At 40.0% G+C, this 15284-nt stretch carries 15 protein-coding genes and 1 pseudogene; 9 read left to right on the top strand and 7 right to left on the bottom strand.

The features are described from left to right. The first annotated feature begins 9 nt into the window (after positions 1 to 9). The 9 genes and pseudogenes from truA to fghA all read left to right on the top strand — a co-directional run bounded on the left by truA (position 10) and on the right by fghA (position 8125). Positions 10 to 846, top strand: a complete 837-nt coding sequence (truA, locus tag ACZ1G6_RS09075) for a tRNA pseudouridine(38-40) synthase TruA (RefSeq protein ID WP_472616022.1) — start codon at positions 10 to 12, stop codon at positions 844 to 846. 128 nt (positions 847 to 974) lie between these two features. Further along, entirely contained in the window at positions 975 to 1859 is an 885-nt protein-coding gene (accD, locus tag ACZ1G6_RS09070) for an acetyl-CoA carboxylase, carboxyltransferase subunit beta (RefSeq protein WP_472616021.1), read from the top strand. Positions 1860 to 1874: 15 nt separating this feature from the next. Beyond that, on the top strand, positions 1875 to 2804 hold the full coding sequence (locus ACZ1G6_RS09065) for a bifunctional folylpolyglutamate synthase/dihydrofolate synthase (protein ID WP_472616020.1): 930 nt from the start codon (positions 1875 to 1877) through the stop codon (positions 2802 to 2804). Further along, positions 2746 to 3165: a glutamate ligase domain-containing protein gene (locus ACZ1G6_RS09060; protein WP_472618961.1), complete on the top strand. Its 420-nt coding sequence runs from the start codon at positions 2746 to 2748 to the stop codon at positions 3163 to 3165. Before ACZ1G6_RS09065 ends, ACZ1G6_RS09060 begins: the two co-directional genes overlap by 59 nt. Positions 3166 to 3176: 11 nt before the next feature. Continuing rightward, positions 3177 to 3809: an SPOR domain-containing protein gene (locus tag ACZ1G6_RS09055; RefSeq protein ID WP_472616019.1), complete on the top strand. Its 633-nt coding sequence runs from the start codon at positions 3177 to 3179 to the stop codon at positions 3807 to 3809. Positions 3810 to 3894: 85 nt separating this feature from the next. Beyond that, positions 3895 to 4380, top strand: a complete 486-nt coding sequence (locus ACZ1G6_RS09050; protein WP_472616018.1) for a CvpA family protein — start codon at positions 3895 to 3897, stop codon at positions 4378 to 4380. A 54-nt stretch (positions 4381 to 4434) separates the two neighbouring features. Next, a pseudogene (gene purF, locus ACZ1G6_RS09045) lies at positions 4435 to 5955 on the top strand (amidophosphoribosyltransferase). A 124-nt stretch (positions 5956 to 6079) separates the two neighbouring features. Continuing rightward, the gene (locus ACZ1G6_RS09040; RefSeq protein WP_472616017.1) at positions 6080 to 7228 is read left to right on the top strand and encodes an S-(hydroxymethyl)glutathione dehydrogenase/class III alcohol dehydrogenase; all 1149 of its coding nucleotides are present in this window, start codon (positions 6080 to 6082) and stop codon (positions 7226 to 7228) included. Positions 7229 to 7237: 9 nt separating this feature from the next. Further along, on the top strand, positions 7238 to 8125 hold the full coding sequence (gene fghA, locus ACZ1G6_RS09035) for an S-formylglutathione hydrolase (RefSeq protein WP_472616016.1): 888 nt from the start codon (positions 7238 to 7240) through the stop codon (positions 8123 to 8125). Positions 8126 to 8190: 65 nt separating this feature from the next. On the opposite strand, the gene ACZ1G6_RS09030 is transcribed toward fghA, so the two are convergent. From ACZ1G6_RS09030 to ACZ1G6_RS09000, 7 genes are all read right to left on the bottom strand, one after another. Next, complete coding sequence (locus ACZ1G6_RS09030; protein ID WP_472616015.1) at positions 8191 to 8796, bottom strand: Yip1 family protein; 606 nt, start codon at positions 8794 to 8796, stop codon at positions 8191 to 8193. A gap of 227 nt (positions 8797 to 9023) precedes the next feature. After that, positions 9024 to 9839 (bottom strand): TRAP transporter large permease, encoded by an 816-nt coding sequence (locus ACZ1G6_RS09025; RefSeq protein ID WP_472616014.1) that lies wholly within the window; start codon positions 9837 to 9839, stop codon positions 9024 to 9026. Beyond that, positions 9799 to 10305, bottom strand: a complete 507-nt coding sequence (locus ACZ1G6_RS09020) for a TRAP transporter large permease subunit (RefSeq protein WP_472616013.1) — start codon at positions 10303 to 10305, stop codon at positions 9799 to 9801. The genes ACZ1G6_RS09025 and ACZ1G6_RS09020 overlap by 41 nt, the downstream gene beginning before the upstream one ends. Continuing rightward, the gene (locus ACZ1G6_RS09015; RefSeq protein WP_472616012.1) at positions 10302 to 10742 is read right to left on the bottom strand and encodes a TRAP transporter small permease; all 441 of its coding nucleotides are present in this window, start codon (positions 10740 to 10742) and stop codon (positions 10302 to 10304) included. The genes ACZ1G6_RS09020 and ACZ1G6_RS09015 overlap by 4 nt, the downstream gene beginning before the upstream one ends. Before the next feature lie 36 nt (positions 10743 to 10778). After that, a complete protein-coding gene (gene dctP, locus ACZ1G6_RS09010) occupies positions 10779 to 11246 on the bottom strand; it encodes a TRAP transporter substrate-binding protein DctP (RefSeq protein ID WP_472616011.1) in 468 nt (155 codons plus the stop codon). A 31-nt stretch (positions 11247 to 11277) separates the two neighbouring features. Further along, positions 11278 to 11817, bottom strand: a complete 540-nt coding sequence (gene dctP, locus ACZ1G6_RS09005; RefSeq protein WP_472616010.1) for a TRAP transporter substrate-binding protein DctP — start codon at positions 11815 to 11817, stop codon at positions 11278 to 11280. Positions 11818 to 11990: 173 nt separating this feature from the next. After that, positions 11991 to 15206: a S41 family peptidase gene (locus ACZ1G6_RS09000; protein WP_472616009.1), complete on the bottom strand. Its 3216-nt coding sequence runs from the start codon at positions 15204 to 15206 to the stop codon at positions 11991 to 11993. Positions 15207 to 15284 lie beyond the last annotated feature (78 nt).

Here is a 15284-nt window from a genome sequence, read left to right as displayed (position 1 = left end):
TTGGACAATATGAAAGAAACTAACTCTTCTATAGAGGAACCTATTTTTGAAGCGGGTAGTCGTGTCGCTTTAGGCATCGAGTACGCAGGACAGTCTTATTCTGGATGGCAACGCCAAGCTCATGTAAATGCAGTACAATTACAAGTGGAAGTTGCTTTGGCTAAAGTGCTTCGCCATGAAGTAAGTATTACATGTGCAGGACGAACTGACGCTGGAGTGCACGCTACAGGGCAAGTTGTGCATTTCGACATTGATGTTCCAAGACCTCGTAAAGCGTTTACTCGCGGAATTAATACTCTTGTTCCTAAAGATATTGCGGTGACATGGGCAAAGCAAACAAGTGATGATTTTCATGCTAGATACAGTGCAACTGCGCGTCGTTACCGTTATATTATTTATAATTATCCTTTAAGAAGTGGTATTTTAAACAGCGGCGTTACACATGTTTATCAACCTTTAGAGGTTGAATTGATGCACCAAGCTGCACAATGTTTACTGGGTGAACATGATTTCACATCGTTTAGAGCAGCGCATTGTCAAAGCAAAACTGCGTCACGTAATATTCATCAAATCTCCGTAACGCGTCAAAATAGATATATTATTGTTGATGTTACTGCAAATGCTTTTTTACATCATATGGTCCGCAATATTGTGGGTTCGTTAATACGAATTGGGTATCAAGAGCATCCTGTTACGTGGATGAAAGATTTGTTGTTGCTAAAAGATCGAACAAAAGCCGCGCCAACTGCAAAACCTAATGGACTGTATTTGGTTCATGTTGAATACCCAGATCGCTTTGAGATCCCCAAAGCACAACTAGGACCACTTTTTTTGCCCGACACTTAAGACCAGTTATCGATTTCGAAATGTTTTACTTTATGGTTTAATCACGCCACTTGAGGTAAGGACTGATATCGCAATATATAGTCATTACCGCTATACTAAGCAAATAAAAATAATGACAGGATGGTTTAATGAGTTGGATTGAAAAAATATTGCCCAAGACCACGACTGGCACAAAAGGCAATGTTCCAGAAGGAATATGGACCAAATGCACTGCATGCAATGCCGTGTTGTACAAAACTGAATTGGAAAAACAACTTGAAGTGTGCCCAAAATGCGATCACCACATGCGAATTACAGCACGAGGGCGCATAAATGCTTTTTTGGATGTTGCAGATAGAGAAGAGCTTGCAGCAGGACTTGAGCCACAAGATGTTCTGAAGTTTAAAGATTCCAAGCGCTATAAAGACCGTATAAGTGCAGCCCAAAAAGCGACTAATGAAAAAGACGCCTTAATTGTGACAAAAGGAACCTTAAATGGAATGCCGATTGTTGTAGCGAGTTTTGAGTTTGCTTTCTTAGGCGGTTCGATGGCATCTGTTGTGGGAGCTAAGTTTGTTGCAGGCGTAAATGCCGCTATTGCAAATAATTGTCCGTTTATATGCTTTTCGACAAGTGGCGGAGCTCGGATGCAAGAGGCCTTGATTTCATTGATGCAAATGGCCAAAACAAGCGCTGCATTGGCACGTCTGAGTGAAAAACGGCTGCCCTATATCTCAGTATTAACTGACCCGACGATGGGCGGAGTATCGGCAAGTTTAGCGATGCTAGGTGACGTCAATATAGCAGAGCCGAAAGCTCTTATCGGTTTTGCTGGCCCAAGGGTTATCGAACAAACTGTCCGTGAAAAATTGCCAGAAGGGTTTCAACGTAGCGAGTTTTTACTCGAAAAGGGCGCTGTTGATATGATTGTCGATAGGCGTGACATGCGTGATAAAGTAGAAAGTATATTATCTAAATTGTACCACCTACATCAAAATAATGACGGCGAACGAGCGACTGAATCCGCTGAATAAGAGACGACACAGAGTATGAGTCATAACGAACAGCCATTGCGAGATTTATCGCAGTGGCTTTCTTATATCGAGCAAGCCCATTCTAGTGAAATTGATATGGGCTTAGCCCGTTGCCATCGGGTGTTTGAACTACTGAAATTGGACTTTGATGAAACCTGTATCATTACTGTAGCAGGTACAAACGGTAAAGGAACAACATGTCGCTTTATAGAACAAGCTTGCTTGCGTGCTGGATACCGAGTTGGTGTTTATTCTTCTCCGCACATAGAAACATTTAACGAGCGTATCCGTATTAATGGTAGCGATGTTTCTGACTCATTGATTTGCCAGCATTTTGAAAAAATACAGCACGCAAAAGGCAAGATTAGTTTGACCTACTTTGAATATGCTACCTTGTGCGCTATGAGCATATTTGCTGCATTAGACCTTGATATTGTGGTACTTGAAGTCGGTTTAGGTGGAAGGTTAGATGCTACAAATATTTTAGATGCTCATATTGGTGCAATAACGAGTATTGGGATAGATCATCAAGATTACTTAGGCGCTACCTTAGATAGTATTGCAACTGAAAAAGCGGGAATTATCAAGCAAGGTCAAAATGTAGTCATAGGCTATAGCGATCCACAAACATGTGTTATCAAGGCCTTGGATAGTAAGGCTAATAAATACCTTATTGCGGGTTATGATTATAGTTTCAACGCAGATTTTCTGCGCTTCAATGCACCATTTAAGGCTATCTTTGATACAAGTAAGGCTAAAATCCCAGCTCAAAACATTGCTACTGCTCTCGGCGTTTTATCGTTTGTTAACGAGTTCATGGACAAAAACGAACACTTCTTATTAAAAGTAGACGAGATTCAGGCTTTAATACAAGACCTCGACATGCCTGGAGCGATTTCAAACCTTAGCGACCAAACCTCAAATTATATTAGACGTCGCGCATAATGAAGCGGCATGTGAATATGTTGCTGATCGTATCAAGAACAAAAAATACAATCGATTGTTTATCATAACTGGGATGTTAAAAGATAAAAATATTGAAGCTAGTTTGTTAAAAATGAAAGATTTATCCGCTAAATGGTACTGCGTTGATCTACCTACAGCGCGCTCGGCAAAAGCTCATCGTCTAGAATTAGCGATAAGACAGTTTTGTCAAAACGTAGAATGTACTCGTGATATAGACCATGCAATGCAAAGCGCTGTGCAAGAAGCACAAAGTGATGATATCATTTTAGTCGTCGGTTCATTTGTGTTAGCGTCGCAATGCATAGCATACTTGAACAAAACGGGTTTATTTAACAAATAGGTTTTTATTAGATGACAAGCGCCCTGCAAAACAGATTAGTTGGCACCATTATAGTGGTTGCTCTATTGGTCATTTTGTTACCTGAGTTTCTAGATGGTGAAAAACGTGTCAATCAACCTGATTTTGTTGATGTACCTGCAACTAAACAGACACTTCAGGTATTAGAAGCTCCTGATATAGACACTAGTGATATTGAAGCGCAACTGCAAAGGCCGATAGAAGTGATTGATGAGGTGGCCATAGATGATCCTGTAACACAGGTTCAAGACTCTGAAGCTATTGTGCCAACAAATGAACCTGCGTTATCCAATGAAGCAAATGAAGTGAACGCTAATAGTAGTGAGGCTCCAGTAGAGAAGGTCATTGAGCAATCACCAGAAACTTCGCCTATTGAACAAACTGCGTTTGTTGTTCAACTAGGTAGTTTTAGATATGAAAAAAATGTTCAAGAAGTACTGACTAAGTTGAAAACTGCCGGTTTTACTGGGTTTAGTCGACCGGTTGTGACTAGCGTTGGTACATTAAATAAAGTCTTTGTAGGACCAGAGCTTGAGCGTGAAAAACTCGAAAGAGCACTTTCTCGTTTAGAAGAGGTCACAGGGCTTAAAGGCAAAATAACTGAATATGATGTTAGCGCTCAATAAGTAATTTTGATAGACTGCGCGCACGTTTTGATTAGGGTGCATTTCACCTTTAATACTGACAATTATCAGTGGAATTAGACTAACCATGAACTGGTTTGATTTTTTAATTATTGGCGTAATCGTTTTATCGTCAGTTATCAGTCTTGTGAGAGGCTTTGTTAAAGAGGCAGTATCCTTAGCTGTCTGGATTGCGGCCTTCGTCATATCTCGTACATTTTATCCTCATCTTGCACAATTTTTGACTCAAATCGAAGATGAAATTGTTAAAAACGCCTCTGCTATTGCGATTTTATTTGTTGGTACCTTAATCGCGGGAGCCCTTGTTAATTACATTGTTTCTCAGTTAGTCAAAGCAACTGGTCTAAGTGGGACTGATAGGATGCTCGGTGCAGTATTTGGTGCACTTCGCGGAATCTTAATCGTCAGTGCTTTACTGTTTTTTATCGATACATTTACAACATTTTCTAGCGCACTCTGGTGGAATAACTCAATATTGGTCCCTGAATTTGGCTTAATCATTGAGTGGTTTTTTGAATTCATGAAGGAACGGTCTAGTTTTTTAGCAACATAATTTAATTTTTGTGTTCATGCACTACGTGAGCCAACAAATATTTAAGGTTTTTATATGTGTGGGATAGTGGGTATTGTCGGTAAAGAGCCAGTCAATCAAGCAATTTATGATGCACTGATAGTGTTGCAGCACAGGGGCCAAGACGCTGCGGGCATTATGACTATTGAAAATGACATGTTTCATCTGCGTAAAGCAAATGGTCTGGTTAGAGACGTATTTCACACACGTCACATGAAACGACTCTCGGGTAACCTTGGGATTGGTCATTGCCGATATCCTACGGCAGGTTCATCAAGCTCTGCTGAAGCACAACCCTTTTATGTAAACTCACCTTTTGGGATTGCATTTGCACACAATGGGAATCTAACAAATGCCCACGAACTGCAAGAAGAGGTGTTTAGAATTGCTCGTCGCCATATAAACACAAGTTCTGATTCAGAATTGTTATTGAATATTTTTGCGCACGCATTGACACAAATCAGTGATATGGAAGTGCAAGCGGACGATATTTTTAAAGCGGTTGAAACTGCGCATAAGAAGATTAAAGGTGCATATGCCGTAGTGGCAACAATTATTGGTTACGGCATGGTAGCGTTTCGTGACCCCAATGGCATTCGTCCTTTAGTATTGGGCAAGCGCACTACTGCCCTAGGTGATGAGTATATGGTTGCTTCTGAATCTGTTGCACTTGATGCAGTTGGATTTACCTTTGTCAGGGATTTAGCACTATAGGTGAAGCAATTTATGTGACTGAGGCCGGTGAGTTATTTACCAAGCAGTGCGCACCACTTGCGGCTTTTCATCCATGTATTTTTGAATTTGTTTATTTTGCTCGTCCCGATTCTTTTATTGATGGAATATCTGTTTATGCATCAAGAGTCAATATGGGCAAAAAATTAGGTGAAAAAATCAAAAGGGAGTGGGCTGATCTTGATATTGATGTCGTAATACCTATCCCTGAAACTTCAATGGATGTCGCTTTGCAAATTGCGAATACTTTAGAGCTTCCATATCGCCAGGGTTTTGTCAAAAACCGTTATATCGGACGTACATTTATTATGCCAGTGCCAGACTCAGCGTCGAAAATCAGTAAGACGTAAACTCAACGCGATTTCATCTGAGTTCAAAGGTAAAAATGTATTGTTGGTTGACGACTCTATTGTAAGAGGGACTACCTCCGAACAGATTATAGAAATGGCAAGAGAGTCGGGCGCAAACAAAGTATACTTTGCCTCAGCTGCGCCGGAGATACGTTTCCCTAACGTTTATGGCATTGATATGCCTTCAGCCAATGAACTAATTGCCTATGGCCGTGAGATTGAACAAATTAGTGAATGTATTAAAGCAGATGGATTGATATTTCAGGATATAGACGATTTGGTGGCTGCGGTAAGTGAGGAAAACCCTAGTATTACGGAATTTGAGACGTCGGTATTTGATGGTGTTTATGTCACAGGCGACGTTGATCAAAGTTATTTAGAAAGAATTGATAACGCTAGAGGTGAATCAGCTAACAAAAGCCCAACCATACAAGCTGAGCTGAGTAATTTAGAGATGCACAATATGAGCAATTAAGACAACTACTTAAAATAATAAAGCCCCAATAAACGAAAGTTTATTGGGGTTTTGTTTTTTACTTGATCTAATTTAATCGGCTACTAATATTGAATAGCACAATTATTATAACAACAGGAATACTATGAGCGGTTTTATTAAATCAAAAGCAGCAGTTGCATGGGCAGCAAATGAACCCTTAAAAATAGAAGAAATCGATGTCATGCTACCAAAAGCAGGCGAAGTACTGGTTAAAATAGTCGCTACAGGCGTCTGTCATACAGATGCATTTACCTTGTCTGGTGAAGACCCTGAAGGCTTGTTTCCTGTTGTTCTAGGTCATGAAGGTGGCGGCATCGTAGAACAAGTTGGTGAAGGTGTAAGTTCAGTGCAGGTTGGCGATCACGTCATTCCCCTGTATACCCCTGAATGTGGAGAATGCAAATTTTGCACATCTGGAAAAACAAATCTGTGCCAAAAAATCAGAGAAACCCAAGGTAAGGGTCTGATGCCCGATGGAACTTCTAGGTTCTATAAAGATGGTAAACCATTGTTTCATTATATGGGTTGTTCTACCTTCTCAGAATATACCGTACTGCCTGAAATATCGCTTGCGAAAGTAAATAAAAAGGCTGCACTGGATGAAATATGCCTGTTCGGTTGTGGCGTTACAACAGGTATTGGTGCAGTAATGAATACGGCAAAGGTAGAAGAAGGAGACACCGTCGCTATTTTTGGCTTAGGTGGCATTGGGTTATCTGCAGTGATTGGCGCTGTTATGGCCAAGGCCAAACGTATTATCGCAATTGATGTTAATGACAGTAAATTTGAGCTGGCTAAAAAGTTAGGGGCAACAGATTGTATCAACCCTAAAGAGCATGATGAGCCTATTCAAGATGTTATCGTGGCACTTACCGATGGAGGCGTAGATTATTCCTTTGAGTGTATTGGTAACGTTAATGTTATGCGTAGTGCCTTAGAGTGCTGTCATAAAGGCTGGGGTGAATCAGTGATAATAGGGGTTGCAGGTGCTGGACAAGAGATTAGCACAAGGCCATTTCAACTTGTTACTGGTCGAGTATGGCGAGGAACTGCATTTGGCGGTGTAAAAGGCCGTACGGAGTTACCTGACTATGTTGAGCAGTATCTTAATGGTGACATTAAGTTAGATGATTTTATTACTTACAATATATCTTTAGCTCATATAAACGACGCCTTTGAATTAATGCATCAAGGTAAAAGCATTCGTTCAGTTGTTCATTTTGAAGATAGCCCTAAAATCAATTATCCATAAGGTAATAAAATGTCAGTTTCTTCAACGAGTCAACAAGTAGTTCAACTTGCCACTGCGAAAAGTGATCTTGAGCTTTTATCTCATAATATTGCGTTTAATGGTGTGCATGCTCGATATCAGCATCATAGTAAATTTACTCATTGCAATATGACCTTTGCTATTTACTTACCTCCTAATACACACGAAAAAGTGCCGGTTTTATATTGGTTGTCTGGCTTAACGTGCACGGATGAAAACTTTATGCAAAAAGCGGGCGCCTTAAAACTTGCTGCACAACTTGGTATGGCGATTGTAGCACCTGATACCTCGCCTAGAGGTGAAGATGTGCCCGATGATGCAAACGGTGCTTATGATTTTGGCTTAGGTGCTGGTTTTTATCTGGATGCGCAGCAAGAGCCTTATCGTCGTAATTACAATATGTATAGCTATATCGTAAAAGAACTTATTCCGTTGGTGGAATCATCATTTAATGTCAGTGATAAAAAGAGTATCGCTGGGCATTCAATGGGGGGACATGGGGCATTGACAATAGGGTTAAAACACCCAGAACTTTTTAGTGCAATTTCAGCTTTCAGTCCCATCTGTAATCCAATTAATTGTCCTTGGGGGATTAAAGCGTTTTCACAGTATTTAGGCGATGATAAAAGACAATGGGAACAATACGATGCAAAGTGTTTAATTGCAAAAGCGCAAATTCAGGTGCCTATTATGATTGATCAAGGCGCAGATGATAGTTTCTTGGTGGAACAACTCATGCCTGAAAATCTGGTTAAACAAGCCCTAGAGTCAGAGTATGATATTCAATTAAATATGCATTCTGGGTATGACCATAGTTATTATTTCATCAGTAGCTTCATCGACCAACATTTGGCTTTTCACGCTCAGTTTTTAAAATAATAAGGTTTGCTGAAACAAAAAAAAGCAGCACTAATATGTGCTGCTTTTTAGTAAGCCAATTTTGCTTATGCGTATTGCGGACCTAAACCAAGGCTCCATAGAATAACAGAGCTTACCATTAAGATAACCATCAACACTAATCCGCAAGTGACAACCGAACTAGAAAATATAAACCCCTTTTCTTCAGGAATGTGCAGCATAATTGGTACACCCGTATACAGAAGGTACACAGAATAAGACAGACCTATCAAAACAATAGTCATTAAAAACCATAATTGTGGAAAGAAAGCACCAAAGCCAGCCATAAATAAGGGTGTAGCGGTGTAAGCTGCGATTTCAAGGGACTGGGTATAATTAGGGGTGACATCAAAAGACTTAGCAAGTTCGTGGATAAGAACAGCTAACGCAATTACGCCAAAAATAAGCCCAAAGTACATGGCCACAGACATCGATAAGGCGCTTTGTTGAGTAAGGTAAATGGTATCTGCTGTTGCACCTGCACCAATATCCCAACCTAAATGGGCTGAAGCGTAATAAGCCATTGCAGTAGGTATCAGTGCAATGATCATAATGTGACTTAGGGCATAAAAATAACTTTCATGCTTTTTATCAATGGTTTTCCATTCTTCTTTTGGGCTGGTGTAAATGCCCCATAAATGATTCAGTATCACTAAAATAGCTCCTAGGCTTGTGCTTTATTGTGGATCCTAGAAAAACTCGCACATCAATTGAGCTATTTCTAAGCATAGATGAAGAATACCCCTTCACTTAGTAAGACTATAGGTCATTAACAACTAATTAACAAGTTGGAAAGCTACAATAAATTCAAAATTGAAAACTAAAAGTACTCAAAAATGATGGACTTGCGCAAGACTAGCCATATATTCAAGATCAGCAGTTATAACAAATTAGGTAAAAATAGAATAAGTGAAGGTGCATAAGTAATGATCATTAGGGCCGCTAGTAGCGCTAATATGAAAGGCCAAATCTGCGTCATGAATTCGCCAATATTAACCTTGCTGACAGAACAGGTGGTGTACATCATAGTACCAAAAGGAGGAGTAATACCTCCAATCATGATGTTAACAATCATGATCATACCAAAATGAATAGGATCTACACCTAAAGCTACAACAACAGGCACCAATAAGGGGGCGATAATAATAAGAGCTGCTCCTCCTTCTAATATCATGCCAACAAGTAGTAGGAATATATTGATTAGTGCTAGCATCAAGTACTGGTTTGAGGTAAATGCTAATAGCATCGCTGTTAGATCTTGTGGGATACGCTCCCAAGTTAGGTAATAGCCAAAAACCGATGCTGACACAATGATAAGTACGACGGTTCCAGTTCCATAGATAGTATCAAGTAAAATAGGTTTGATGTGTTTTAGGGTCAGTTCTTTATAAACAAAAATGCCAATTAATATCGACGCAAGAACAGCCATTGCACCAGCTTCAGTTGGTGTAAATAAACCAAAGCGTAATCCCAAAATCACACCAAAAGGTAAAGACAGGGACCAAATAGATGAAATAAACTGCTGACCAATCTCTGACCATGTCGCTCTGACTGTTCTTGATGGCTTGTATTTACGTTTATGGGAAATGATTGTGACCGTCAACATTAATGCGCCAGCCATTAACAAGCCTGGAATATATCCAGCGACAAACAAATCAGCTACCGACACTTGAGCGATGAGCGCATAAATGATCATCACAATACTCAGGCGGGATAACGGGGGATATTGCAGAGGAGGCAGCAGTTATTGCTGCAGAAAACGGACGACTATATCCTTGTTTTTCCATCTGAGGAATTAAAATCTTGCTTTGCATGGCCGCATCGGCATTTGCTGACCCAGATACGCCTCCCATAAATGTACTTAGCACAACGTTAACTTGCGCGAGGCCGCCAATCAAATGACCGGTTAATACTTCTGCCATTTGCATGAGTTTTCGGCTTATTCCCGAATAATTCATAACAGAGCCAGCCATGACAAAAAATGGAATCGCTAATAACGGGAAAGAGGCGGTGGAGGTAATGAATTTTTGAAGAACAAGGTCTGGTGGCATGCCAGCGTCAAAAAAGGTGAAATAGAAAATAGCTGAGCCAAATAGCGCGTAAGCTATAGGAACCCCTAAAAAGTAAAGTACAAACAATACAAGGACAGGCAAATAAATCATGATGTTTGACCTGTTACATTTACTTTGACCAAATCATAGTACAAAAAACGCATCGTATAGAAGGTAATTAACCCAAATCCAAACACCAACGCTAAATTAAAAATAGCAGAGCTAATACCAAGAACTGCCGTTGGTTTAGTCCAGACTATAGCGGTAAACACGATTGACATGTAAAAAATATAGGCATTAATTGCGAGTAGAATAGACCTTGTTACGAGTGTAACAATCTTGGCAATCCGAACAGGCGTTTTTGTAACAAGTAGATCGATACCCATATCCATTTTATGTTTATATGTTGCGCTTGCGCCAATAAACACGCACCACACAAAGCAAATTGTAGCCACTTCTTCTGCCCAAGAGATGGAAAAACTAAAAAGATAGCGTAAAAATACATTCACGATGACTAAGGCAATCATCGTAACCAAAAAATACTGCACAATATTTCTTCTAAATGCTTAAAAAAATATTTAATTTTACTCATTTGTTGTCGCTTTATTTGCTCTGATTTTCGTCAATTCGTTTTGAATTTGTTGATACATTTCTATCGTTACGCCTGGCAGTTTACCGTCGTACAAAGCATTTGTTTTTGCCTCAAACGCTTCACGGTCAATCTCGTTAAATGTTACTCCTTTACTTTCGAGTGTTTGAACAACTTGCTCGTGTTTTTCTTTAAGTTGTTTAATCATTTGCTGTGCTTCAAATTCAAATTCATGAGCGATGATTTCTTGGTACTGGACGGGTATTTTTGCCCATACATCTGTAGAGATGTAAACACCGCAAGTACCTAAAAAATGTTTGGTTAAGGCAACGTTAGTCTTACCTGTTTCATATACCTTGGTACCGAGATTTGTAAATTCAGAGCCCTCTAAACCATCTACCACACCTTGTTGCAAGGCGCTAAAGGTCTCTCCCCAAGGCAAAGGCGTTGCGTTAGCACCCATCGCGTTTAGGGTTTCTATAAACAGTTTACTACTAAGGCGTTCTTAGCTTCACGCCTTGTAAATCCTCGGGGGTCTCAATTACTTTGTCTGTAATTAAATTTCTAAAACCAAAAATATATTGTAAAGAGAGTACTTTAATACCTTTATCTTCCAATTTATCTACCCAAGATTTCACCATGGGAGTTTTAATAATTTCCATATACTCATCGTAATCGTTGTATAACATTGGGCCGACCAATGCTGTAAATTCTGGTACATAATCACCAATGTATGAAGGGTCTTCTACCGAAATAAAATGTGCGCCGCGCACAACCATCTCCACGCCGTCTTTATAAGCAGCAATTTGTGCACCTGGATAAGTCAAGACTCTTACCGCTCCGTTAGTTTTGGTATTGATTCGTTGTGCAACTAATTCAATAGATTGAGCTAGTTCTTCGTTGACGTTGAACACATGGCTGAGTCTTAAGGTAATGGTAAAGTCTTTATCAGACTGTTGTTGATGGCATGAGCTTATCGTCAACAAAGCGATGATTAACAAGGCAACAGCGACAAGAGGTGATAGTTTTGACATGAATAGTGTTTATCTTAGGCAAGCATAGACCTTAGCATAGTGCACATAGTATATACATGCAAAGGCTTTGCTTAGGTAAACGAGTTGATAAATCTGCTTGTTTTAAAATAACAGGCTAACACTGGCAGTGAAGCCTGTTATTGATGTTTGCATTAGCTATTGAAGGTCTTTAATCATTTCATCAATTGCTCTTTCAAGCTGTTGATCGCGACCAAAATCAATAATTCCAGGGTTATTTCTAATAATAATTGTAGGCTCGGTTTGATTGTTTTCAAGCCATTCGCCTGCTTTATTCTTCGCACTAACAGGTACAACCCCCATCTGCCGCCAGTAGGCAACGATTCCCATCCTGCAAAACTGCATGTCCCAGGCACAGGCATACCAACAGCTTTGCCAAGATTTAGGTCTATATATCCGCTAGCATAACAATGCCCATCACTGTACATAGACTCATTAAACAAACTGATTACCGGTTTAGTGTAACGAGATGTAGGTTCACCACCAACCACTTTGCCTTCTATCGCATATGTTAAGAATGGTTCGCCTGTGAAGAACATCGCTAAATCTGCAACTAAGTCACCGCCACCATTAAAACGAGTGTCAATCACCATGGCTTCTTTATCAAAAAACCTTCCCATCATATCACCATAAATGCTGCGATATGGACCATCACCCATACCTGGAATATGAACATATCCGAGCCTGCCATTACTTCTTTTAAGGACTTCTTGTTCGTTAATATCTACAAAACGTTGATAAAGTAAGCGATTTTGCGCACTAAGAGTAATTGGTTTTACGGTAATTTCTTTTCGCTCGTTATTTTGTGGGTCGTATATTTCCAATAAGACAAATTCACCTGCTTTTCTATTGAGCAGAGCAGCCCAATCTTTATTAGCTTCAACCTTCAAGCCGTCGATTTTTTCTATCAGCATACCGGCTTGAACATCAAATTTAGCTTTATCTAAAGGGCCATTTTTAATGACTTCAGTGATTTTTATCCCCGCTTTTTTGTGTTTATAGTCGTGGAATATGCCTAGGGCTGCTGTACTATCAGCACCTTCGCTTGTACCACGATAACCTGCGCCGGCATGAGATACATTTAGCTCACCAAGCATTTCACTTAGCAATTCGGTAAATTCGTAGGTGTTGCCAATATGGGAGACCTTAGGTTTGTATTGTTCGCGCATTTGTTGCCAGTCAACACCATGAAAAGTTGGCTCATAAAATATCTTAGCCGTTCTTAACCACACGTGATCAAATGCATGTTGGCGAAGTGCTTCTTGGTCAATAGCCACGTCTTTGTTAATACTGATTCCTTTGCTAGTACCCGCATCGATATCTAGTGTTGAAATACGTCCTCGATTGAGCAAGTAAAGCGTATCCATTACTTTATTCCATTCTAGGCTACCACCACTGCTTGATAATTTGATTACTTTACTGGTATCTCCTGTTCTAAGGTCTGTTTGCCATAGGTCATTATCGTCTTCAAAGCGGGTTAAGTAATACAGGGTATCAGCATCTTGATTGAGCACTGCATCGCTTAATCTTGATGAATGAATAGTCAGTCTTGCAATGCGATCATCAAGGCCATCCCAGTCAATTGTTATCGGCGTAATGTCATTTTCGTCTTGGGTGCTATCATCAGACTCATCAGATGTATCATCTTCTTGAATTGTATCGTCGTTTGCTTCAGCGATTGCTTGCATTAGCTCATAGTCATCTTCACTTAAGTTAAATTCATCCCAGTCCTGTTGGTTTAAAAATAATGTGTAGACATCGTATTGACTAGCGCCGCTCGTTGCGTAACTTCGCAATCCAGCGCGGTTACTAAACCAAATAATTTGCTTGCCGTCATTTGCCCATTTTGGCGCAGCATCATAATAGCCGCTTGGAATCAATATACGTTTTTCTTGTTGGCCAGATGCACTGACAATGGCAATATCAGCATTGTTTAATAATTTATCGTACTGAAATAAGATCCACTGGCTATCTGGACTCCACGAAAAATCTTGGTCTCCGTCGCGCATATGAATCATGTCTTTTGCTTCAACAAGCGTGACAAGGTCTTTGGAGTCTAAATCAAGTACTCGCAAGGTACGCCTATCTTCAATAAACGCCAGTTTTTTACCATCTGGCGAAATTTGAGGCAAATAATTGTCTTTATCGTTAGAAATTAAGGTGGTTTCTTCTATCAAACTTGCCGCATAAAAGAACGGTTCTTGCTCACGCTTTTTACGTGCTTCAAAAATACTCCATTTATTATTTCGTTGCGCAGCATACACTAAATAGTCGCCATCTGGAGAAAACTCTACGAAACGTTCTTGCTCGGGTGTATGCGTGATTTGTTTGGTAAATGCACCGTCACTTGAAGAAACAAATACCTCTCCTTGCGATATATAAGCAATTTCTTCTCCGTTGGGGGAAATACTCATTTCGCTTATGTCGCCATTTACACTCATCATGTCGATATTATTATCAATGTCTTGTGTGCGAATAGTGATGGGTACTAAGGTAGGCGTCCCGCCAATTTTCATAGTGTAAATTTGACCATGATGTGTAAAGGCAAGCATTTGTGAGCTGATGGACAAAAAACGCACAGGGTGTAAGTTAAAATCGGTGATTTGAGTTGTATTGGACGTATTATCAAAAGGCATGTAGTGAACATTAAATGAACCAGACTCTTCACTTAAGTAAAACATGCCTTTGTTATCACTTGAATATACTGGGTTTCTGTCTTCGCCATCAAAGGCACTTAGTTTGGTATGCTTACCTGTTTGTAGATTGTACTCCCAAATGTCACGCGTGATTGCAGAACGGTGGTGTTTACGCCAAGGGTTTTCAAATCCTTTGTTGTCTTGATAAAGCAGGGCATTGCCAGCGTTATTAAATTGTACTTCTTCTGATGGGATGGTTAATACTTGGTCGATTGCACCACCATTAGCTGGTACTGAATACAGCTCGGCTTGGCGAGACGTGGGATGCTGTCGATGAGAAGCTGTATCCATTCTTTGTGCTTTAAACACAATATTTTCATCATCGTGGCTGTAAGTGTAGGGTTCTTCATTTGATGAATGGAAGGTTAAGCGCGAAGCAGGACCACCTTTTGCATCCATAACAAAAATATCAAAATTGCCAAATCGTGATGATGCAAAGGCTATTTGTTTAGAATCAGAGCGCCAGACAGGCTTATAATCATGCGCTTTGTGGAATGTTAATCGTTTCGCCTCACCACCTTTAGCGTTAACAATGTAAATATCGCCTTTGTATGTAAATGCAATGCTTGTTCCGTCTGGAGAGATTGCTGAGTATCTTGCCCATTTTGGAGTGACTTGCGCTTGCACAGATAAGCTGATTGATAGTAAAAATGTACCTAAGATTAAGAACCGCATAATTATCCTTATTTTGTTGTGCAGCAAGTGACCTTACCAAGCACAGTCTTCAACTGGGGTAGTATATCCTAAGGTAAA

The sequence above is a fragment of the Glaciecola sp. HA4-3 genome (assembly GCF_055693685.1).
This window is presented reverse-complemented; position numbering and strand designations above follow the sequence as displayed.